The following is a 21,679-nucleotide window of genomic DNA, read 5'->3' on the forward strand; positions in this document are numbered from 1 at the left end:
CCCTTTCACCCTCAATCTTGAGGCAAGAGAGGCACTAAGGCGCGGATATGCCATAGGCGGGATCTGGCACAACCGGCACGCACGCCCACGACCGGCGTGCCATCCGGGTGCATCCAGTCCAGCAACGCGGACTGGATGCACCCGAAGTCGGCCGAGCCGACATCTGTGCCGAGAATACTCACAACGGCACGCCGCGCCTGCTGCGGCCGGCAGCCACGACGCGCTAAGCTTGCGAAGAGCGCGCCGATGCAGGCATCGACATCCTCGCAATCGGGGCACTCGACACTGGCCGCAACCGTCCGCCCGCCATCGGCCAAGGCATAGCGAATATCTTCCGGCTCAACGCAAACCGTTCCAGACTCGGCAAGCAAATAAGCGGTGCCTTCTAAAGCGGCGAAGAAGTCGGGACCAACAGCAACATCGTCGCAGTAAGCATCCACCTGCGCCGACAACCGAGCACAAGCGGCGGTCGATGCCACAAGCAAGCACAAGGTGTTCTGTTCGCGCTGTCGCACCAACCAACGTCTAGCCCGCTCAATGGCGGCGCTGTCGTCGGCCACAACGGCACAGACCCAGTCGGCCGCTAAAGGCTCATCGATTGCAGTCACGGCAACCCGATCAAAAACGGGTGCAATCGATGGCGGCAAACCAACAGCCATATCCCCGAACAACACCAGCGGCGGGGTAAAAGCGTTGACGTTAATCGATCTAACTCCCTATTCCCTATAAGGAACACTTTCATCATAGACTCGAAAATGACCCGAAAACTACGCATTCACGCGCCGGCCATCGTCTACTTCGACAGCGTACGGCGAGCCGGCTCGATTCGAGAAGCCGCTCGCCGCCTGAACGTCGCCTCCTCGGCCGTCAACCGACAGATACTCAAACTGGAGGAGGAAATCGGCGCCCCCTTGTTCGAGCGCTTGCCGCGCGGCCTCAAGCTCACCGCCGCCGGAGAGATTTTCGCCCGCCATGCCATTGTCGTGCTGCAAGATACCGAACGCGTGCGCTCCGAGTTGGATGCGCTGAAAGGGCTGCGCACCGGACATGTCGAAGTCGCCACGGTCGAAGGCGTTACCCATGACCTGCTACCTCGGGTTATTCAAGCCATGCGCGAGCAGTACCCCAAGGTCACGTTGGGTGTGGCGACCATGGGCTCGCAAGCCATCCCCAACGCGATAGCAAGCGGCACCGCCGACCTTGGCCTAGCGTTCGCCTTGCCGCGTACCGACGAATTGCGACAGCTTGCGGTAGGCCGCTTTCGCCTTGGTGCCGTGGTCGCACCGGACCACCCGTTAGCCGGGCTTGCGGAAGTTCGCTTCGCCACCTGCGCCGAGCACACTTTAATTCTGGCGAAACCGGAGCTCTCGATCTACCACTTATTAAAACGCACGCTCGATGCCGTCGGCGGTAGTCGTGGCGCTATCGAGAGCAGTTCGGTGGAACTGAGTAAGGAATTAGCATTACGCGGTATGGGCGTCGCCTTTCAGACACGCATAGGCATCGAGCGCGAACTCGCTGCCGGCACGCTGGTCCACATCCCGCTCATCGCTAACGCGCCTATCTATAGCGATCTGGGCGTGTACGTTCGCGCCGAGCGCGCCCTACCCGTTGCGGTCGACGCGTTTGCCCGCCTGCTGGCTGAGCAAATTGGCGAGCGTGAAATGAACAATGGGTAGTTGCGTGCGCTTCGCGCGATTGATTTAGAAAGCGGGGCCCGTCAGGAGGCCCCCTATGCATCGCTACAGGCGATAGCGACTAGGTATAAACCTCACAAGCACATTCCCACCAAAACGCGATAAATCAACTAATTTCACTCCCACCACCGATGCCTTTTGGCATCGGGGCGCTCGATATTCTCTGCTTTTGCGTCCGCAAAACACGGGGCAAACTGAGCGGATACCGTCATTAACCGGAGTCCGCATGACCACGACACCACACGCGCAATACGCTGATCAGGCCGCCTTGCCCGTCATCGATATTTCCCGTCTGCGGGCTCCCGATCCTTGGGCACGGCGGACCGTCGGTGAGGCTATGCGCGCCGCCTGCCTCGATAAAGGCTTTTTCTATATCGCCAATCACGGTATTCCCGACACGCTGCAAAAAGCCGTGTTCGACACCGCCCAAAGCTTCTTCGAACAACCGCTTGCCATAAAACTTGCCGTCGACAAAGCGCGTTCGCGCGCTAACCGCGGCTATGAGCCCCTACGCGGCCAAACCTTAGAACCCAGCGCCGCACCGGATCTAAAGGAAGGTTTCTATATCGGCAAAGAGCTGGCGGAAGACGATCCGCGTGTGCTCGCCGGCAAGTTCAACCACGGGCCGAACCAGTGGCCAGACGTCCCCGGCTTCCGTACCGCAATGGAAGACTATTACGCGGCGATGCTTGAGCTGAGCGCCCTGATCATGCAGGGCCTTGCCCTGTCGCTGGAGCTGCCGGAAGATTACTTCGCCGACTTCTGCCACGATCCATTGGCGATCTTGCGGCTGCTGCATTACCCACCGCAGCCGGCACAAGCCGCAACCGACGAGAAAGGCTGCGGTGCACATACCGATTTCGGCGGTATCACACTACTGCTACAAGACGAAAACGGCGGCTTGCAGGTTTGGGATCAGCGCCACGAGCAATGGCTTCAGGCAACCCCGATTCCTGGCACCTACGTCGTCAACCTAGGCGATATGATCGCCCGCTGGACGAATAACCGCTACCGCTCAACCTTACATCGCGTCATCAACACGTCGGGCCGGGAGCGCTATTCCGTGCCGTTCTTCTATAGCGGCGCTCCCGATCACTTGGTCGAATGCATCCCTAACTGCCTCGCCCCAGGCGAATCCGCCCACTATCCGCCGACGACGGTGGAGCAGCATATGCGCGATCGGTACCGCCTTACCTACGCCTGAGGATACATCGCATGGCGACAACCGCTGTTCTGATACATGGCGCCTGGGCGGGTAGTTGGGTGTGGGATCGGCTACTGCCCCACCTTCAAGCCCAGGGCGTGCAAACACAGGCCGTCAATTTGCCCGGCAACGGCGCCGACGGCATACCGGCCGCGGACGTGACGCTGGAGCATTATGTACGCCACGTTGTAAACGTCATCGAGACTTTACCCGGCCCAATAGTCCTCGTCGGCCACTCCGGCGGCGGCGTTACTGCCACTCAAGTCGCCGAGACCATTCCCGCGCGTGTCAACGGCGTTGCTTTTGTCGCCGGCATGATGTTGCCGAGTCACGCCGGCTTCGCCGACATCACTCGGGAACTGCAAAAAGAGGAGCCGGCGGCCGCAGGAATCGGGCCGCACCTTGAGTGGGCAGCCGACCGCCGTATCAGCACCGTTCCGGTGCGTGCCGCCTGCGACATCTTCTTTCACGACGTGCCGGCCAAATTGGCGATTGCCGCCGCTACGCGGCTTGTTCCGCAACCGGAAAAAGCCCGCGCTGCCAAGCCTTACTGGACGGCTGAGCGGTTCGGACGGTTGCCGCGTTTGTACATCGAGGCTCTAGCCGACCGGTCGGTGGTCTTAACCGCGCAGCGGCGTATGCAAGCGTTGGTTCCCGGCGCCACAGTCGCCTCGCTTCCCTGCGGCCACGCTCCGCAACTGGCGATGCCGGAGGAACTCGCGGCCTGCCTCAGTGCTTTTGTCGACGAAACGGCCTGAGCGGAATCGTTCATGGCACACATCCTGCTAGACCAGCCTTATCCAATCTACCTCTTTCGAGGTACCTCTAATGAGCTAAGGAGCAACTACGATGGCCTTGCGACTCTTTAAACACAGCCTATTCGCCCTGGGGCTGCTCGCCGCCTCCACGACGGCTGCCTTCGCCGCCGACAAAATCCGTTGGATGAACGACTGGCTGCCGAGCGGCGACAAGGCCGCCATTTACCTCGGCGTCGAGCAGGGGTTCTTTGCCGAAGAAGGTATCGAGGTAGAAATTATCAATGGCCGCGGCTCGTCCGAAGTCGTCACCCGGCTTGCCGCCGGTGCCGCGGACATGGGTACCGGCGGACTGCCGGCTCTACTACAGGCCAAGGCGGAGCAAACCATTAACGTGAGCGCCGTCATGTCCATCTACAGCATGCAGCCGGACCTTCTCATTCTTCCCGAGGGTTCACCGATTCGGTCCCTGGCCGATGTCGAAGGCAAGACGTTGGGTACCGCTACGTTCTCGGCCTCCAACGTCATCTGGCCGATTCTGTTGCGCAGCAACGATATCGATCCCGATTCGGTCAACCTGGTGAGGATGGACCCGGGCGCCTTGGGGCCGATGCTGGCCGCCGGCCGAGTCGACGGCACCATTAATTGGATCACCAAAATCCCCAGCTTCGCCGAGGTCATGCAGGAAGCCGGCAAGGACGTGGAAGTCATTCTGTGGTCCGACTACGGCCTGGACGGTTATGGCCTGTCGGTACTTGCATCCGACCGTTTGATCCAGCGCAACCCGGACTTGGTCGAGCGAGCCACCCGCGCTTATAGCCGCGCCCTGGCGCTGGCGGTCGAAAACCCGCGCTTGGCCGCCGAAGCGCTCAAAGCGCATGTACCGGAGATGGATGTAGAGCTCGCGGCCGCCGAGTTCGAAGCATCGATTCCCCTTATCGTTAACGACATTAGCGATGCCAACGGAATCGGTACGTTTGAACCAGAGCTACTGGCAAAGACCTGGGAATGGGTTGCCCGCTCGCAGGAGCTAGCGCTGGACGCTCTCGACCCTACGAGTGCCATCGACACCCGCTTTATTGCCGACTAAGACGCCTAGGAGGCCATGATGCTCACACCGGACGCCACTATCCGCTTTCAAGACGTCGAGCAAGTGTTTATGTCCTCGGACGGCACGGCGGTGCAGGCGCTGGCTAACGTCAATTTCTCCATCGCCCGGCATGAGTTCGTGGCCGTTATCGGGCCTTCCGGTTGCGGAAAATCCACCCTGCTGCGGATCATCGCCGGACTCGTGCGACCGACCCGCGGCAGCGTGCAGATCTACGGTTTACCGGTTACCGAGCCGCGGGAGGAGATTGGGATCGTGTTTCAGCGCCCCACCCTCCTGCCCTGGCTCAACATACTGGACAACGTAACATTCCCGATGCGGCATAAGTACGGCCGAGTAACCGCGCAGGAAACCGAGCGCGCGAGGGAGCTACTCGCGTTAACCCGGCTGGAAGAGTTTGCCGCCAAACGTCCGGACGAACTTTCCGGCGGCATGCAACAGCGCGTGGGCATCGCGCGCGCGCTGTTGCACGATCCGGACATTCTGTTAATGGACGAACCGTTTTCGGCACTCGATGCACTGACACGCGACGAAATGAGTTTCGAGCTGCTCCGCATCTGGACCGAGAAGCCGAAGACGGTGCTATTCATCACCCACTCGATTCCTGAAGCCCTGCTACTGGCCGACCGCATTTTGGTGATGTCGGCCCGCCCCGGCGCCGTCCGGGAGATCATTGATGTCGGCCTACCGCGCCCCCGTACATTGGACACGCTTTCGGAGAAACGCTTCAATGAACTCGCAAACCACATCCGCAGCCAGGTCTTCAGCCGCCCCGTTGCAGCCTGAGTTAACCAAGCGCAAGCTGTTGGTGTTGGCTTGGCTCGACCGCCTAGCGCCTGTGTTAGCGGCTCTTGCCGTCATCGGGGTATGGGAACTTATCTGTCGCGTGTTTGCGCTGCCGAATTATCTACTACCCAGCCCTAGCGCCATCGTTACTTCGGCTTTTGCCCTCGATCCGGGAATCTGGCTCACTCACACCTGGGCCACCCTACGCGTCAGCTTAGGCGGCTATGCATTGGCCATTATCATCGCGATACCGTTAGCGGTTTTGCTCGCCAACTCCCGCCTGATGTCGCGTACGTTGTATCCGATGCTGGTGGTCATTCAATCCACCCCTATTGTCGGCGTCGCGCCCATCATCGTCGTATTAATGGGTGCCGGTGAGATGCCGCGGATCTTCATCACTTTCCTGATCACCTTCTTTCCTATCGTGGTGTCTACGGTGACAGGCCTGATGTCGACGCCGGAGGAGCTCAAAGAGCTATCCCGTTCGCTGGGCGCTAGTAAGGCTCGAGAAATTCGCAATATCCAGTTGCCGTTTGCGGTGCCCTATATCTTCTCGGCGCTACGTATTTCAATCACGCTCGCCATTATCGGGGCCGTGGTAGCGGAGTTCGTCGCCGCCGAGAAAGGGTTAGGTTTCTTTATCGCCTTTTCCACCTCCTTCCTAAGAATCCCGCAGGCCTTCGCAGCGCTTATCGTCTTGGTTACGCTAAGCCTGCTTCTTTTCCAAGTTATTGCTCTGGTGCAGCGCTGGCTCTTTCCTTGGAGCCTGCCGAAGGAAAGCCGTTGATGAATCACGAACACTATTTACGACTCGCCTTCGCCGTCGCTGCACGGGCGCGGCGGCGAGGCGCTCATCCTTTTGGCGCAATATTGGTAGGCCCCGCAGGGGAAGTGCTATTAGAGCAAGAGAACGCTTACCTGCCGGATCGCGACATGACAGGCCATGCAGAACGCGTTCTGATGACGACAGCCTCTCGCCTGTATCGGCCGGATTACTTAGCCGACTGCACGTTGTACACCTCGGCAGAACCCTGCGCAATGTGTGCCGGCGCGGCCTATTGGGCCGGGCTAGGGCGGGTCGTATTCGGCCTTTCCGAACGCCGCCTAAAGACGATCACCGGCAACCACCCGGAAAACCCGACACTGGATCTTCCATGCCGGGCGGTATTCTCTGCCGGCCAACGAACGGTAGAGGTTATCGGCCCGCTACTTGAGGACGAAGCCGCCGCGCTACATGAAAACGTCTGGTAAAGCGAGCGATGTTCACTTAGCGTAAACACCGGTCGCTATATCGTCCAAGTAGCGCTGCGAGGTTCGGTACGAGGCGCGTACGTGCTGCCGGATCAAGCGTGCAGCCTCGTCGCCGGCACCTTTCAAGATAGCTTTAACAATCTGATCATGCTCGAAAAAGAATCGCTCGGGCGCTCGTTCACATGAAATTGTACCCGTCGATAGGCCGTCACTTTGGAGCGCGCCGATAAGGCGGCTTCAAACAAGTAACGGTTATGGCAACCGCGAAAAATCGTCTCGTGCAGGTTCCGATTAGCGCAGTCATAACCGTTGATGTCGCCGTCGCGAACGCACTCGTAACTGGCCAAATGAACCGATAATAATGCCTCGCGCTCGTCGGGCATCATTCTCATGGCCGCGAGGAAAGTGCAGGCAGCCTCCATTTCCGCCGCGTACTCGAACATCTCCGCTAAGCGCTGTTGCGGAACCTGGACCACGAACACGCCACGGCGATGGCGGTGTTCGACTAGGCCGGCCGACGCCATCTGCCGCAACGCCTCCCGCACCGGGGTGCGGGAAACCCCGAAGCGTTCGGTTAGCACCGTTTCGTCCAGCCGTGAACCGGGCGGTAACTGTCCGGTTAACACCTCGTCCGATAGTACTTCCCGAACTTCTTCCGCCAGCGGGCGCAAACCTGTACTCATGGCGATACCCTCACTGTTGCTCCATCAACGAAACATGAGCGGCGACGATGCGCCAGCCCTCTTGCATCCTTGCCCAGCACTGGCTTTGCCGTCCGACGCGGGTAACGCCAGGTCGGCTAAACTCAGTCCATACCGTGGCGTAATCGGTACCGAACGTGGTGATCACGGTATTCCTTAAGCTACGCGCCAAACCGCTAGCCGGGCGCCCCGCACGAAAAGCGGCAATGGCCGCAAAACCATAAAGGTTCTCCCCCACCCCATAGCGCACCGTCCGCTCGTCGCGCCAGAACAAAGCATCGAGCACGTCCACATCGTTGCTGACCAAAGCCTCCTCATACTGCGCAAATGCTGCGGCGACCTCGGCAACGACGGCGGGCAAATTGATATCTTGCATTGTCACAGTCATAACGCTTCCTGGTTAGCCGCAATGGCGGCGATCTGCTCGGCGAGCGCTAATAGTTCGCGATCGCTGTTCGGCGGGCCGATAAAGGACAACCCAACCGGATTACCGGCGCTCGTGCGCAGCAACGGCAAGCTCACTTGCGGTAACCCGCTAACGCCGGCAATCGCGGTCATACACAACATCCGGAATCGAATCGCTTCCACCTCTTCCTCCGTCGCGTCGATAGCCGGAGCGGCAGCGGGCGTTGTCGGTAGGCAAAGCACGGTATCGCTCCCTACCACGGCGCGGACCTGAGAGCGCAACTTGGCACAAGCCTTGCGCGCCGCCTCGGCTTGCGTTGGCAGCACCTCGGCCGCGGCGGCAAATCGCTCCCGCACGCCGGGGCCAATTTAGCTTGGTAGGTCTGTATCCAGTCGCCGAAATAAGCCCACGCCTCGAACGCTTGTAGCGGCCGGAAGGCGTCAAAGAACGACTTCAAAAGCCCCACGGAGGCTGCTGTTTTTCGCAAATTAAGGGAAAGCCGGGGGTGGCGAGCCATTGCTCCGCTTGCACACTCAGCTCCGGCGCGACGACAATCGAGGCCTCCCGAATCATGCGAACCCGTTGCAATCGGAGACCATGGCTTGGCGGCAGTAGCACGTGTCCCACAGCGCGCAGAATCCGCGCATCGCGCGCAAACCAACCGACAGTGTCAAAACTATGGGCAAGCTGCGCTACTCCGCGGTTATCGACCGCCCCGTGAGTTGGTCGAAGGCCGTAGATGCCGCAGAAGCTGGCCGGGACACGCACCGAACCGCCGGTATCGGTGCCGATGGCGAAATCCACCAAACCCGCAGCCGTCACCGACGCGGAGCCGCTGGACGAACCCCCGGGCACGGCATTCGGTACCGCCGGATTCGGCGGCATACCGTAGTGGGCATTCTGCCCGCTGAGGCTGTAGGTCAATTCGTCAGTATGGGTTTTTCCAATAAGCTCTGCGCCGGCTGCCAACAACCGGACGACACAATCGGCATTGCTCGCGGCCGGCGCATGAGTGGAACGCCATAGCGGGTGCCCTAAGCCCGTCACCGTTCCGGCAACGTCAATAACGTCTTTTACCGCGAAGCGAAGCCCGGAGAGCGGACCGCTTCCCGTCGCCGGTAGATGTAGAGGGTCGAGATCGAGAAAGCCGTTTTCTAAGCGCATGAGCATTCCTAACCAATAGGTTTTTCACGGATGCTGCAAGCACCGCGCCAACCTTATGGGCAGTCGCCCGGGTCGCTCGAAGAGGAACCGAAAAACTTAGTAGCGCATACACTTACGCCGGGACGGTAACCCGCAGCAAAGGACCGACCACATGCACCTTCGCAGTGCAAACGCGGAAAAATGTATACATTGACAGTGCACAACAGAACCAACAACCGACTACTAAAAACGGCCGCAGAGTCTTACAAGCCACCTCCCAAGCCGCCCCACCCCCTTTTTCGACAGGCACATCAAGGGATAGAAGAAGAAACGTAAGATTCTTTTATTATTGTATACAACAAGTGGCATGCTAGTTGCTCGTGGTGCAATGGATATGGTTTAGCTGAACGCTATAGAGGACGGTGAGCTTTGGAAATTCTCGACCAATATAGCCTGAGCTGGTTGCTCGGCTTGATGGCAGCCTTACTCGTCACCGGCGCTGTAGCCGGCGTGCTGGCCGGTCTGCTCGGTGTAGGCGGCGGCATTGTCATCGTCCCCGTGCTTTACCACTTGTTTACCCTGCTCGGAATCGACGAAAGCGTAAAAATGCATGTCGCGGTCGGGACCTCGCTCGCCACGATCGTTCCCACATCCATCATGGCGGCCCGCTCGCACGCCAAGCGCGGCGGCCTCGACAAAGAATTGTTATATAGCCTTGGCCCGGCTTTATTGTTCGGCGTACTCATCGGCAGTCTGCTCAGCGGTTACCTGCGGGGCACCACGCTCACGGCGATCTTCGCCGTCATTGCCTTGCTGGTCGCGCTCAATATGGCGTTCAAGCCGAGCAAACGCTTCCGCGAGGGGTTACCCGGCGGCCCTTTCAAAGCCGCTATCGGCACCGTGATCGGCGGCTTTTCAACGCTCATGGGCATCGGCGGCGGAACCTTGACCGTGCCCATACTCAATGCCTTTAACTATCCGATCCACCGCGCAGTCGGCACTGCCTCTGCCATCGGCCTGCTTATCAGCATTCCCGGCGCGATCGCCTTTTTATTGCATGGCCTGCAAGCTACCGGCTTGCCGCCGGGCAGCCTAGGCTATGTCAACCTGCTCGGCTTTGCCTTGATCGTACCCATGACGCTTGCGATGGCGCCCTATGGCGCACGCTTAGCTCACGCCATCAACGCCGACCGACTCCGCCAAGTGTTCGCCCTATTTCTGTTTTTGACCGCATTACGCATGTTTTACGGCTTGTTTTGACTCCAAAAAGTAAGAAGGAATACTCATGCTGATCACCAAGCGCGCTCTGGGCGGCATGTTCGTCGCGCCTCATCACTTAGCGGCTCAAGCCGGTCGCGATGTGCTACGCGAAGGCGGCAATGCGGCCGAAGCCATGCTGGCCGCGGCGGCCGCGATCGCCGTTGTCTACCCGCATATGAACGCTATCGGCGGCGACGGTTTCTGGTTGCTAAGCTCGCCGGGCAGCACACCGCAAGCCATCGAAGCCTGTGGTCCGGCCGCGGCGGCTGCCAGCCCCGAGTTTTACCGTGGCCACGGTCACCACCGTATTCCCGCTCGCGGAGCGTTGGCCGCGTTAACGACCGCAGGGACCATTGGCGGCTGGCAGACCGCTTTAGAAATCGGGCGCCGCTGGGGCGGCCGTTTACCGTTGCACCGATTATTAGAGGATGCTGAACGCCACGCCCGCGATGGCGTGCCGGTCACGCCCAGTCAACACCGGCTAACGGCGGCAAAACTACCGGAACTTTCAGGCGTACCTGGCTTTGCCGAAACCTTCTTGGTCGACGGCAAAGCGCCGGAGGAAGGCGCCGTACTTAAACAAAGCCGCCTTGCGGACACGCTCAAACAGCTCGCGCAGGCCGGCCTGGAAGACTTCTATCGGGGCGAGATCGCAACCGCCATGGCCGAAGACCTGGAACGGCTCGGCAGTCCGCTACGGCGCGAAGATCTAGCCGCTTTTCGCGCAAGCGTGGTGACGCCGCTGTCGGTACGGCTTCGCAACAGCACGGTATTCAACCAACCGCCGCCGACGCAAGGCTTAGCCTCGCTGATGATTCTCGGGATTTTCGATCGTCTGGGCTGTAAACAAGCCGAGAGTTTCGAGCATCTACACGGTCTCGTGGAATCGACCAAGCAAGCGTTCTTAGTACGAGATCGCTATTGCACCGATCCGGCGTACATGGTGGTGGACCCGAACGCATTTTTAACCCCCGAGGCGCTCAGCGTTCGTGCCAATGCCATCGATCCTCGCGCGCCCTCCCCTGGCCGCAGCCGGCCTTACCGGGCGATACGGTATGGATGGGCTGCATCGACCGCGACGGCAACTGCGCCAGTTTTATCCAAAGCATTTATTGGGAATTCGGCGCCGGCATCGTTTTGCCAAGCACCGGCGTCCTCTGGCAGAACCGCGGCATTAGCTTCGCGTTAGACCCCTCCGCATTGCACGCGCTGCGCCCCGGCCGCAAACCCTTCCACACCCTCAACCCGGCACTGGCTCGTTTCGACGATGGCCGTTCTATGGTGTACGGCACCATGGGTGGAGAAGGCCAACCGCAAACGCAAGCCGCCGTATTCAGCCGTTATGGACTCTTCAACCAAGCTTTGCAGACAGCGGTCACCGCACCTCGGTGGCTGCTTGGCCGCACCTGGGGCGAGGCAAGCACGAGTTTGAAACTGGAATCGCGCTTCGACCCCGTGCTGGTTGACCGACTGCGCGCCGCCGGCCACGAGATCGAAGTCCTGCCGGAGGCATTTAGCGACACCATGGGCCACGCCGGGGCGGTGGTCCGCCACCCGAACGGAGTTATCGAAGGTGCTGCCGATCCCCGTAGCGACGGCAGCACGCCGCGGTTTGAGGAAACAACGCATCATGATCACCGTTATTCGCAACAGCATCCGTAATAAACTCTTCGCCATTTCCGGCCTGGGCACGGCACTGGTCTTGGCGGCCAGTCTCTTCGGTCTTTGGCAAGGCTGGCAGGGTATCGTCGCCTATCAAACCTTACTCACTGAAGACGTTGCTAACGAAACGACCTTGCTGAAACTGGAGAACCGCTTCGCGGAGCAAGTTTTAAGCTGGAAAAACCTCCTACTCCGGCTCGACGACACAAGGAATTCCGCTCATTACCGAGAAGAGTTTCTTGCCATCGATAGCGAGATTCGCGAGCAGCTCGAAGCGCTGCAAGCACGTATCGACGACCCTGAAATACAGGACCGCGTCGAACGCTTTAGCAACAGCCACCGGTGGATGAGCGAGGCTTACATCAGCATGCTCGACACACTGGCTCACGGGCGAATGACCGGGGGCATGATCGACGAACAAGTCGCAGGGCTAGCAAATGAAGCCTTTGCGCTGTTACAGGTAGCCGTGAACGATCTCAGCACACGCACCCAGGCCACGGCCGGCAACACTCGCCAAGCGGCAGAGACCGCCATCCTCGTTAGTCTCGCCGGGCTCGCAGGAGCGATTGCGTTCGCTTTTATCGTGTTTTACGCGCTGATTCAGCGCGGCATTCTACGGCCTACCCGGATTCTCGTTAACGACCTGGAGCGGCTGGCCGCAGGCGATTTTAGCGAGCCGGTACGGCAAGGCACCACCGATGAGCTTGGCAAGGTAGCGGGAGCCGCGCAAAGCCTACAGCATCAGCTAGGACGTATGCTGCATAATGTCTCAACCGCTATAGCCGATGTCGCCACCGCAGCCGAGCAACTGGCGACAATCGCTGAGCAAAGCGGTCAAGGTGTCCGCCAGCAACGTGCCGGCAGCGCCGAAGTCGCCACTGCCATGAATGAAATGAGCGCGACCGTCAGCGAAGTGGCCGACAATACGGCGGCTGCGGCACAAGCGGCACTGGAAGCCGACACCACCGCCCGCAACGGGCAAACGGTCGTGGCAGCAAGCGCCGAGGCGATCCAGCAACTGGCCGCCGAGATTGCCGATGCCGGGCGCGCCGTCCATTCCTTGGAGAAGGACAGCGAGGCTATCGGCGGCGTTCTCGATGTCATACGCACGGTGGCGGAACAAACCAATCTACTCGCACTCAACGCCGCTATCGAAGCGGCACGCGCCGGGGCCCATGGCAGGGGCTTTGCCGTCGTGGCCGACGAAGTTCGCTCGCTAGCCTCGCAAACACAGCGTTCCACAGAAGAAATTCAGGATATGATCGAACGCATACAAAGCGGCACGCGTAACATCGTTCAAGCCATAGAACATAGCGAAGTGCGGGGCAAAGAAGCCGTCGAGAAAGCGCAGGACGTCGACATGGCCTTAAAAGCGATTCACGAGGCGGTAACAACCATTCGCGATATGAATACGCATATCGCCAGTGCTACCGAGCAACAACACGCGGTGGCGGAAGAAATGAACCGCAACATCGTCGATATCAGCCGTGTGGCCGAGCAAAACGAAGTTGGCGCTACTAAAACCGTGGCATCCAGCGAGCGTTTGGCGCGCTTGGCAGGCGAGCTGCAAACCGAAATCAAGGCGTTTCGGTTGGCGTAAAAGGCTTGCCGGTAGCGGGGCCTGTATCCGCAGCCCCGCTGCCGGCATGGCACCTATCATTGCTGCTCATCCAGTACCGGTGATGCCGATGCAACTGCCCTTCGATCCGCTAAAGCCACGGTGAGTATGCCTCCCGCAATCAACAGAAAACCAATGATATCCGCCACCGTCGGCCGCTCCGCCAGCACCCAAACCGAGGCCATCACGCCTACCGCCGGCACAGCCGCCGAACTCAACGATAAGCTCACTGCAGGCAGTGCCCGCATGGCGGCGACCTGAGCGGCCACTGCCAATCCGGAAGCAGCCGTACCGCTTAGTAGCAAATTCCAGAAAAACCCGCTCTCCCAGCGAATAACAGACGGACTTTCCAGTGCTAATGCAATCGGCAGCATAACCGCTACCGAACAGAGCAATTGCCATGGCATCAAGGAAAGCACGTCGCCCTGCCAATGGTGACGTCGTACATGAACCAAGCCGAGCGTCCAAACCAAAGTCGCCAATAAAATCAAGCCGGCGCCAATCAAGGTGTCGGGCTCATTCCAAACCAAAGAAAGCGGGTTAAACATGGCCGCAAGCCCGCACAAACCTAAGCCGACTCCAAAAGCACGGCCAAGGCTGAGTTTCTCGCCCAGCATCAGAACGGCCGCCGGCACCACCCAAATCGGCGAGGTGTAGGCTAAGATCGCAGCCCGCCCGGCCGGAAGAAATTGCAGCCCTACCGTCACCAAAGTGATAAAGCCCATGTTCTGGAGCAAACCGACGGAAACAACAACGGGCAGATCACGCCGGTCGGGTAGCCGCAGCCTTCCCAGCGCCCCGGCGATGGCGAACATCGTCAGCATTCCCAGGGCCATTCTCAAGGTGGTATAAAGCGCCGGCGGACTGTACTCGAGCCCCAGCTTAAGAATCGGAAAGTTAATACCCCAAATCAGCGCGGTACACGCCAATAAAAATAGCCCGTACGTAACGAGTACGCCGGGCTACCGATAGTGCTTGTCGCGCTCATTGTCACTCAGCCTGTCTTGGCATGCGGAACCGATAAATTTCCTCGAATGCAGCAACCCAACCCGACACTAAAGAGTCGAGCATTTTTTGCCCTTCGGCTTGGCTTGCGCCGCTTGGGTCGCCGACCACCCCGCTTGCGCTGAGGTCGTGCGTTAACCAAGCGAAGCGAAAACGCCCCTCCGGCGTTAATAAACCGCCACTCGACGGCGGATATTCCGCCACCGCCCGCTCCGGATGTACCTGCTCGGGCGTTAGTGCCATCATCAGGCTCGTCTCGGCTCGCCCGGCGTGAATACCTTCTGCCCGCTCCCGTTCGCACAAAAACTCGCTCGCACAGTTGGGCACGGCCCAACTAAAAACAGGGAACAGGCAAAAGTCCGGATATGCTTCCCGCAGATCGCGGGCGACGATTTCCACCACTTGCGGCTGCCCGCCGTGGCCGTTCACCAGCACCAACTTGCGAAACCCCATCCGATAAACGCTGGCGGCAATATCTCGCAACACGGCCATAAGGGTTTCCGCCCTCAAGATCACGGTGCCGCTAAATCGCGCATGCTCGTTGGATTTGCCGCACCATACCGGCGGCAAGGCATAGGCCGGTATGGCAGGGTCGAGTTGGCCCAGGGCACGAGCCGTCACTTCCGTCGCGATGGAGGTATCGGTACAGATCGGCAAATGCGGACCGTGTTGCTCGATCGCCCCGACCGGCAGCACAATCAACGTGTTTTCCTTATCCGCGAGCGCCTCGATCTCCGGTGCGGTTAAGTAGGGTAAGAAGCGCTGGGGAGGAACAGGTCCGTGCAACCGACTCATGCGACCGCCTCCTCTTCCCAGCTGCGCATTTTACCGGGGTTGAGTAGGCCTGCCGGGTCGAGCCGCCGCTTCATAGCGAGCTGGCGAGGATCGACTTCCAGCTTGCCGCCCTCTTCTAACGTGTAGACGTGCGGGTTGGCGATATGCACACCATGGTCGCGATGGAATTGAATGATGGCGTTCAAACGCTGCTCATCGGTGTAGCGAACTACCTGTAAGCCGCTGCAAGTCAAGGCCCCGTCGGCGCGCAAGAACTCCAGGTGCATCATCACCTCATCGCCGAAGTGACGATACATTTGCTCGACTTTTCCACGTTCTCCCACGGCCGGAAACCGCTCTGTAGGTAAGTAATTCCCTTATCCCGCTTAAAAATATGTAAAGTGGTGTGGTTCCAGGCATGTTCGATGAGACTGTGCGCCGTCCCATAAACATCCGCGTGCTCCTGCGTTAGGGCGATCGCGCCGCCGTACTGCTCGCACAGTTCGCGTGTAGCATCGAACGAAGGTTTGGCAACGATACAGAGCACCGCTGTACGACCGGCTGGAACCTGCTCTTCCAAGCCGCACATTTGCGGCAGCGGATCGGCCAACACCGTCAACAGTTTCTTGATCACGCCACTGGCACGCCCCAGCGTCTGGCAAAATCTCACAGCCTCCATGAAGTCCGGGAAAGTCAGTAAGGCCTCTTGCCAGTCATAAGCCGGCGCCAAAGCGAACTCGATCTCGGTGATAATGCCGTTGACGCCATAGGCATGATACAGATCGAGCGCTTCGCGGCCGCGCAGCTCTAGCTCGCGCGGTTCCGCCTCCAGACTCAACGCCCGCACACCGAGGACGTTACCCGGATCGCCGATCGAACCGTAGGTAATCGATCCGACACCGCCGAAACCGCCGCAGTAAAACCCTCCGGCAGTAGCCAAACGGTAAGTCGAAGGTAGTAAGCGCATTTCCCAGCCCTTGGGGCGCGCCTCTTTGTCGATATTGACCAAGCGCGTCCCGGCCTGTACCCGGGCCACGCCGCCTTCGATCCAACGCACTTGGTTCAGTGCGCTCATATCCATGACCACTCCGCCTTCAAGCGGCGTACACTGGCCGTAATTACCTGTGCCGCTACCGCGCAAGGTCAAAGGAACGCGGTGACGATGACAGGCGGCGATGACGCGTTTGATCTCTGTTTCGTCGTTCGGCCGCACGACAAGATCCGCCCGCTTATCGGCCAGTTGTTCGGTAAGAATCGGGCTAAACCAGGCGAAGTCGCGCGAGAACCGTTCCAGACGTCCAGGATCGGTAATTAAACTTAAATCGCTCAATTCGCTGATAAGCGCCGCGAGCTGTTGCTTTTCGACCATCGTTTTTCTCCCAGGGAAAGCTTGCATAATCCCTTAGTGTTCGACCTTCAAGGCGCTCTCGTGCCAATTGCGCAATACCCGATCCGATAGCCAAACCATCAGCGCGAACAAGGCGATACCGGTCAGCGTAATCAGTAACAAGGCAGCGAACATGCGCGGAATTTGCAGGTTGTAGCCGGACTGCAGGATGAGATAGGCCAGCCCCGCTCGGGTACCGCCGGTGCCGGCGACAAACTCGGCTACCACCGCGCCGATCAGGGCCAAACCGCTACTGATCCGTAAGCCGCCGAAGAAGTACGGCATGGCACTGGGGATACGCAGCCGAATCAGTTGTTGCCAACGGCTGGTACGGTACATCTGAAACATGCTGAGCAGATTCGGATCGACACTGCGCAAGCCCAGGGTAGTGTTGGAAATAATGGGAAAGATCGCGATGATCACGGCGCAGATCGTTAATGCCCAAGTGGTATCGTCCACCCAAATGATAATCAGCGGCGCAATGGCCACCACGGGCGTCACCTGCATCAAGACGGCATAGGGAAACAGGCTGACCTCGATCCATTTGCTCTGCACGAACAGTAACGAGGTCGCCACGCCCAGAACGACGGCAATGAGGAAGGCCAGCAAGGTGACCTTGAGCGTCATCAGCAAACCCCGGAACAGCACCGGAAAATCGTTGACCAGCGCTTTCACCACATCCGTCGGCCCCGGCAGGATGTAATGCGGCATGTCGTTAACCCACACAACCGCCTCCCATAGGAACAGGAATAACAGGCCCACCGCCAAGGGTGCGGCAATCTGCACGAAGCGTTCGTTATGAATCAGATAGCGGCTCATGACTGCACCTCCTCGCCCATCTGGCTGGCACGCTCCAGGGCTTGAGAAACCCGCCGGCAGTAATCGGCGAACTCGGTGGAAACGCGGAACTCAGGCCCTCGCGGATACGGGGCGTCGATGCTGACTTCTTCGACGATCCGGCCCGGCCTTGCGGCCATGACCACGACACGGTTGGAGAGGTAGACAGCCTCGTAGACGCTGTGAGTAACGAAAACGACGGTCCAGTTACGCGCTTGCCAGAGGCGGAGCACATCGTCGTTAAGCTTATTACGGGTCATCTCGTCGAGCGCCCCAAACGGCTCGTCCATGAGTAGTAGGTTCGGCTCCGTCACCAGGGCGCGCGCGATCGAAGCGCGCATCTGCATGCCGCCGGAGAGCTCGCGCGGAAAGGCATCGGCAAATTTATTCAAGCCCACCATAGCCAGGGCTTGATCGACGGCCGCTTCAGCCTCGCTCCCTGTCTTTGCCCGCTCCAGGTCCAGTGGTAGACGCACGTTTTGCGGACGCGCGCCCACGGCATCAAGGTGGCATTTTGGAACACAAACGCGAGCTTACGCCCCTTTTGGCCGACCACGCCGTAGTCCTGCTCCCACCACCGTACCGAGCCGCGACTGATACCGCCCAAGCCGGCCATGATGCGCAGCAAGGTACTTTTACCGCAGCCCGAAGGGCCCAGCAGGCTGACGAACTCGCCGCCTTTAACCGTTAGATCGGCGCCTTTCAAAGCCACAGTGCCGTTGCCATAGACCTTGTCGACAGCGTTGACTTCTACTACCGGTCGCCCCGGCCGCCAGTCCAGCTCTGGCTCTACGTTGGACGCAACGGGACGAAGCGGCGGCTTACTCACAGACTTTGCGCTAGCGTCTTGCACGGTCATCTCTCCTATACGTTGGCCACGGCACATTCAGTCCCCTGCTTCGATCAGGGGAAGTTCCAGCCATGAGGCGTTTGAATCGAGCCGAAGGGTGCTAATGCGATAGTCCGCGGCTCGCACCGCTAGCGGCTCTCGGCCGCTGCCGTCGTTAAGCGCGAACGCGGGATAACAAGAACCGGAGACACTCAAACGAAGACTCTGCCCCGGATATAGGCGTGCGCAAGTCGTGCGAAGCTCCACCCGGTGCTGCCCCGCCCCTTCGGTTCGGAGGTACCCTTGGGTGAGGTTTCTCGCACGCCCATCGCGGCCAACGATGCTCAGCACCGCGAACAGGTCGAAGCTGTCTTGATCGGACTCGCAGGCTAAAACAGCCGCCACCGGGCCGGCGAGCTGCAAGGTGGATTCCAAGGGTGCACTGGTGTACGTCAACACGTCGGGACGAGCATCGACGTCGGTACGATCTTCAATACCGGCGGCAGGTGCCAGATGGCCGCCGCGGACGGGTACCGGCCGCCACGGGTCATTGACAATGACGTCGACCCCACCGGCCTGTGCTGCCTCGCACAACCGGCCGGCCGTCAGATCAAGGTTTGCGCGCCCGTTGCTGACAAGGTGCCAGCGGCTTGGCGCCGGCATGGGATATTCGGTCAGGTCACGCCACGCCCGTGCCCCTAGGTCATACAAAGCGACCATTGGCTCGTCGAGCACACCGTTATCGATGTCCTTCAAGAAATAGTCGAACCAACGCAGCTGTAAGGCATCGACCGGCGACTGTGCCGCCTCGCCTAACCAGACGCTGCCGACGGCGGGCGTCCAGGGCAAATGCGTCCAAGGCCCAATCAACAAACGCTGTGGCGACTGTCCTTTAGCGAAGTGCCGGTAGCCGGCCAGGGTGCCGGTGAGGAAGCTATCGAACCACCCTCCCACATGCAGTGCCGGTAAATCGATGTCATCGAGTTGAGCGCCGGGCGAACGTGCGCGCCAATAGTCGCTGTCCGCGCTAGCACTTAGCCAATCTGCATAAAACGTATCGGCCAACAGCTCCCGTACGGAGCCGGCGGGGTCGATGAGCTCGGCGCTGCTCGGAGTATGGCCGACGCGATAGCGCTCGGCAAACAAACCATGATCACCGTTGCGGCGCGCGGTTTCCGCTCCAAGCTGAGCGGCCCAACTGAGGCTGTTGTAGAGACGGAACGCGCCGCCTTCATAGGCCCAATCCCGGTACAAATCGAAGCCGGCCATACCGGGGCAGATAGCCGCCAGTGCAGGATGCCGGCTGGCGGCCGCAAACAACTGAGCGACGCCCTGATAGGAAAAGCCGTACATGCCCACCCGGCCGGAACTGCCAGGCAGCCGAGAAACCCACTCTAAGGTGTCGTAACCGTCGTCGCCCTCGTATACGAACGGCTCGAATTCGCCTTCGGAGCTACCCCGGCCGCGGACATCCTGTATCACCACGATATAGCCCTGGCGCGCATACCAGCTTGGATGCGCATACGTGACCGTCGAGGCGATGCGACGCCCATAGGGCTGACGCATGAGTAACACCGGAAACGGCCCTGCGCCGACCGGGTAATACACATCCGCATCCAGCCGCACCCCATCGCGGGTCTGCATACTTAGCACACGGAGCTGACACTGTTCAGAGCTCATGCCGCGGCAACTCCCTGCAATACGCGAAGGTCCTCGGCATCCAGCTCATCCGGCACCCCGTTGCGGATAAGTTCGGCAAACTGCTCGTCCGGCACCATGACGGTGAGAGTGTAGAGCCGGCCAGGCCCTGTGTTTTCGACGACGTGTTCGGCCCCGGCCGGAACGACCATGGCATCCCCTTTACGTAGCTCCACCCAGCTATCGTCGCAGCGGGCCCTTCCCTCGCCTTCGAGCACAAAGAACAACTCGTCGGCTGCCTTATGGCTGTTAGGCGGCGTTTTCCATCGACGTCAAAAATCTCCACGCAGCAAATAAAATCCAGCTTTTCGCGTATGGAATCGAACACGATCACCAGCCGATTGCTTTCGCCGGCTTTAATGCGAAATGCCTCGAATTGATCCGGACGTTTAAAGAACGGCTGCATCATTCCTCCAACTGCTCTATGGCTTGAATCAGATCGGTGGATAAAGCGGTGAAACCGAAAATCTGGCGGGCGTTATAAATCGTCGCGTCCCAGCAATAAGCGGGCGAGGTTGTCGCGGTGCAGTCTTCCAGCAGGACGGTGTCGTAGCCGAGAAAATTAGCGTCGGCCAAGGTATGCAGCACGCATTGGTCTGCATTAACGCCGGCCACTAGACAGCTGCTCACGCCAAGGTTTCGAAGCACCGAATCCAGCTCCGTGTCCCAGAAGCCACTCATGCGGTACTTACGAATATGAATATCGGAGGCGGCAGGTAGCAGCTCGTCGACGATGGCGGCCCCCCAACTACCCTCCTCCAGGACTCGGGAAGCCTTGTTCGGCAGCGGCTCACCCAAACCGACTGCACTCGCATCCGGCTTGTAGACGTGCTGCAAAGCAGGGCTTAGGTTCAACCGGTCGGGACGATTACCCCAGTTAACCCAAAGAACCGGCACCGCCGCACGCCGGAGCACGGGCAGTAATTTCTGTAGCGGTTGAATGGGACGCTGCGCGGGCGTAACGTCGACACCGATATGGTCCAGCCATCCGCCGGGAGTGCAGAAATCGTTTTGCATATCGACGATTAGGAGCGCGCATTTATTCGCATCCAAGTACAAAGACTTTGGCTCCGCGGCAAGCTTCAGCCGCCGGACCGGCCGTGGTACACGGCTGAGATCCGCGGCATCCGAATCGACCAGCCATTGCTGTCCTACCCGACTTCCTAAAGGTAGAGAATCTTGGTTAGCCTTATCATGCCCGTTGCTCATATCATCTCCACACCTGTACATCATTCTGTATACAACAATGCATTCTCCATGCCAGAACAGGCGCCTCGATGCAACAGCGAGGAATAAAGCGTGCTGCGGCTTATCAGGGCGGTCGACTTCGGTATACAAGAGGGTTATTACTGCACTGCGTTTGTGCGGTTAGGTTGGTGGTGCACCAGGAAGGAATAGATGGTTAGGTTGGGTGGTTAATGGTTGTGCGCTTCGCGCGATTGATTTGGAAGGCGGGGTTCCGCCCCTGCGGGGCGTCTGGGGTCTGCGCTTAGTCGCTATTGCCTGTGGTGATGCCTAACGGCCTGTTTCGCCCTCCTGGGCGAGTCCCTTTTGGCTC

The 21,679-nt window shown here is 59.6% G+C and carries 23 protein-coding genes and 3 pseudogenes; 10 read left to right on the forward strand and 16 right to left on the reverse strand.

Annotated elements, in window-relative coordinates; translation table 11 throughout:
- Positions 1-11 precede the first annotated feature (11 nt).
- Positions 12-608 (reverse strand): hypothetical protein, encoded by a 597-nt coding sequence (locus tag CAI21_RS12725; protein WP_147305108.1) that lies wholly within the window; start codon positions 606-608, stop codon positions 12-14.
- A gap of 147 nt (positions 609-755) precedes the next feature.
- Here CAI21_RS12725 and CAI21_RS12730 point away from each other — a divergent pair, with 147 nt between their 5' ends.
- From CAI21_RS12730 to CAI21_RS12760, 7 genes are all read left to right on the forward strand, one after another.
- Positions 756-1,679, forward strand: coding sequence for a LysR family transcriptional regulator (locus tag CAI21_RS12730; RefSeq protein ID WP_116302637.1), 924 nt, complete (start codon positions 756-758; stop codon positions 1,677-1,679).
- Positions 1,680-1,923: 244 nt separating this feature from the next.
- Positions 1,924-2,901 carry an isopenicillin N synthase family dioxygenase gene (locus CAI21_RS12735; RefSeq protein WP_116302638.1) on the forward strand — a complete coding sequence of 326 codons (978 nt, stop codon included), beginning with the start codon at positions 1,924-1,926 and terminating at the stop codon, positions 2,899-2,901.
- An 11-nt stretch (positions 2,902-2,912) separates the two neighbouring features.
- Complete coding sequence (locus CAI21_RS12740; RefSeq protein WP_116302639.1) at positions 2,913-3,659, forward strand: alpha/beta fold hydrolase; 747 nt, start codon at positions 2,913-2,915, stop codon at positions 3,657-3,659.
- Positions 3,660-3,750: 91 nt separating this feature from the next.
- Positions 3,751-4,746: an ABC transporter substrate-binding protein gene (locus tag CAI21_RS12745; RefSeq protein WP_116302640.1), complete on the forward strand. Its 996-nt coding sequence runs from the start codon at positions 3,751-3,753 to the stop codon at positions 4,744-4,746.
- A gap of 15 nt (positions 4,747-4,761) precedes the next feature.
- Complete coding sequence (locus CAI21_RS12750; RefSeq protein ID WP_116302641.1) at positions 4,762-5,550, forward strand: ABC transporter ATP-binding protein; 789 nt, start codon at positions 4,762-4,764, stop codon at positions 5,548-5,550.
- The gene (locus CAI21_RS12755; protein WP_116302642.1) at positions 5,495-6,337 is read left to right on the forward strand and encodes an ABC transporter permease; all 843 of its coding nucleotides are present in this window, start codon (positions 5,495-5,497) and stop codon (positions 6,335-6,337) included. Before CAI21_RS12750 ends, CAI21_RS12755 begins: the two co-directional genes overlap by 56 nt.
- The gene (locus CAI21_RS12760; protein WP_116302643.1) at positions 6,337-6,801 is read left to right on the forward strand and encodes a nucleoside deaminase; all 465 of its coding nucleotides are present in this window, start codon (positions 6,337-6,339) and stop codon (positions 6,799-6,801) included. The genes CAI21_RS12755 and CAI21_RS12760 overlap by 1 nt, the downstream gene beginning before the upstream one ends.
- A gap of 122 nt (positions 6,802-6,923) precedes the next feature.
- Here CAI21_RS12760 and CAI21_RS12765 read toward each other — a convergent pair whose 3' ends face one another.
- The 4 genes from CAI21_RS12765 to CAI21_RS12780 all read right to left on the reverse strand — a co-directional run bounded on the left by CAI21_RS12765 (position 6,924) and on the right by CAI21_RS12780 (position 9,072).
- Entirely contained in the window at positions 6,924-7,484 is a 561-nt protein-coding gene (locus tag CAI21_RS12765; RefSeq protein WP_220348160.1) for a GntR family transcriptional regulator, read from the reverse strand.
- A 10-nt stretch (positions 7,485-7,494) separates the two neighbouring features.
- Positions 7,495-7,890, reverse strand: coding sequence for an oxalurate catabolism protein HpxZ (gene hpxZ / locus CAI21_RS12770; protein ID WP_116302644.1), 396 nt, complete (start codon positions 7,888-7,890; stop codon positions 7,495-7,497).
- Complete coding sequence (locus CAI21_RS12775) at positions 7,887-8,264, reverse strand: amidase family protein (protein WP_181919411.1); 378 nt, start codon at positions 8,262-8,264, stop codon at positions 7,887-7,889. Before CAI21_RS12775 ends, hpxZ begins: the two co-directional genes overlap by 4 nt.
- Positions 8,265-8,361: 97 nt before the next feature.
- Positions 8,362-9,072, reverse strand: coding sequence for an amidase family protein (locus tag CAI21_RS12780; RefSeq protein WP_181919635.1), 711 nt, complete (start codon positions 9,070-9,072; stop codon positions 8,362-8,364).
- Positions 9,073-9,480: 408 nt separating this feature from the next.
- Between CAI21_RS12780 and CAI21_RS12785 the strand changes: the two genes are divergently transcribed.
- From CAI21_RS12785 to CAI21_RS12795, 3 genes and pseudogenes are all read left to right on the forward strand, one after another.
- Entirely contained in the window at positions 9,481-10,311 is an 831-nt protein-coding gene (locus CAI21_RS12785) for a sulfite exporter TauE/SafE family protein (protein ID WP_116302647.1), read from the forward strand.
- Positions 10,312-10,444: 133 nt separating this feature from the next.
- Positions 10,445-11,973, forward strand: a pseudogene (locus CAI21_RS25990) (gamma-glutamyltransferase family protein).
- Positions 11,942-13,573, forward strand: coding sequence for a methyl-accepting chemotaxis protein (locus CAI21_RS12795; RefSeq protein WP_116302648.1), 1,632 nt, complete (start codon positions 11,942-11,944; stop codon positions 13,571-13,573). The pseudogene CAI21_RS25990 and the gene CAI21_RS12795 overlap by 32 nt, the downstream one beginning before the upstream one ends.
- Before the next feature lie 56 nt (positions 13,574-13,629).
- On the opposite strand, the gene CAI21_RS24915 is transcribed toward CAI21_RS12795, so the two are convergent.
- From CAI21_RS24915 to CAI21_RS12835, 11 genes and pseudogenes are all read right to left on the reverse strand, one after another.
- On the reverse strand, positions 13,630-14,139 hold the full coding sequence (locus CAI21_RS24915) for a DMT family transporter (RefSeq protein WP_258867987.1): 510 nt from the start codon (positions 14,137-14,139) through the stop codon (positions 13,630-13,632).
- A gap of 9 nt (positions 14,140-14,148) precedes the next feature.
- Positions 14,149-14,523, reverse strand: a pseudogene (locus tag CAI21_RS24920) (DMT family transporter); the annotation flags it as partial.
- 58 nt (positions 14,524-14,581) lie between these two features.
- Positions 14,582-15,391 (reverse strand): creatininase family protein, encoded by an 810-nt coding sequence (locus CAI21_RS12805; protein WP_116302650.1) that lies wholly within the window; start codon positions 15,389-15,391, stop codon positions 14,582-14,584.
- Complete coding sequence (locus tag CAI21_RS23910; protein ID WP_220348165.1) at positions 15,388-15,687, reverse strand: hypothetical protein; 300 nt, start codon at positions 15,685-15,687, stop codon at positions 15,388-15,390. The genes CAI21_RS12805 and CAI21_RS23910 overlap by 4 nt, the downstream gene beginning before the upstream one ends.
- Complete coding sequence (locus CAI21_RS12810; RefSeq protein WP_220348168.1) at positions 15,660-16,739, reverse strand: FAD-binding oxidoreductase; 1,080 nt, start codon at positions 16,737-16,739, stop codon at positions 15,660-15,662. The genes CAI21_RS23910 and CAI21_RS12810 overlap by 28 nt, the downstream gene beginning before the upstream one ends.
- 33 nt (positions 16,740-16,772) lie before the next feature.
- The gene (locus CAI21_RS12815; protein ID WP_116302651.1) at positions 16,773-17,576 is read right to left on the reverse strand and encodes an ABC transporter permease; all 804 of its coding nucleotides are present in this window, start codon (positions 17,574-17,576) and stop codon (positions 16,773-16,775) included.
- Complete coding sequence (locus CAI21_RS23915) at positions 17,573-17,986, reverse strand: ABC transporter ATP-binding protein (protein WP_404840872.1); 414 nt, start codon at positions 17,984-17,986, stop codon at positions 17,573-17,575. The genes CAI21_RS12815 and CAI21_RS23915 overlap by 4 nt, the downstream gene beginning before the upstream one ends.
- Positions 17,983-18,447 carry an ATP-binding cassette domain-containing protein gene (locus CAI21_RS23920; RefSeq protein WP_220348174.1) on the reverse strand — a complete coding sequence of 155 codons (465 nt, stop codon included), beginning with the start codon at positions 18,445-18,447 and terminating at the stop codon, positions 17,983-17,985. Before CAI21_RS23920 ends, CAI21_RS23915 begins: the two co-directional genes overlap by 4 nt.
- A 33-nt stretch (positions 18,448-18,480) precedes the next feature.
- Entirely contained in the window at positions 18,481-20,103 is a 1,623-nt protein-coding gene (locus CAI21_RS12825; protein WP_116302652.1) for a CocE/NonD family hydrolase, read from the reverse strand.
- Positions 20,100-20,375: pseudogene (locus CAI21_RS23925) on the reverse strand (cupin domain-containing protein); the annotation flags it as partial. The gene CAI21_RS12825 and the pseudogene CAI21_RS23925, both read right to left, overlap by 4 nt.
- A gap of 151 nt (positions 20,376-20,526) precedes the next feature.
- A complete protein-coding gene (locus CAI21_RS12835) occupies positions 20,527-21,330 on the reverse strand; it encodes a cysteine hydrolase family protein (protein ID WP_116302653.1) in 804 nt (267 codons plus the stop codon).
- Positions 21,331-21,679 lie beyond the last annotated feature (349 nt).

It is taken from the genome of Alkalilimnicola ehrlichii (assembly GCF_003399765.1).
Classification (GTDB): Bacteria; Pseudomonadota; Gammaproteobacteria; order Nitrococcales; family AK92; genus AK92.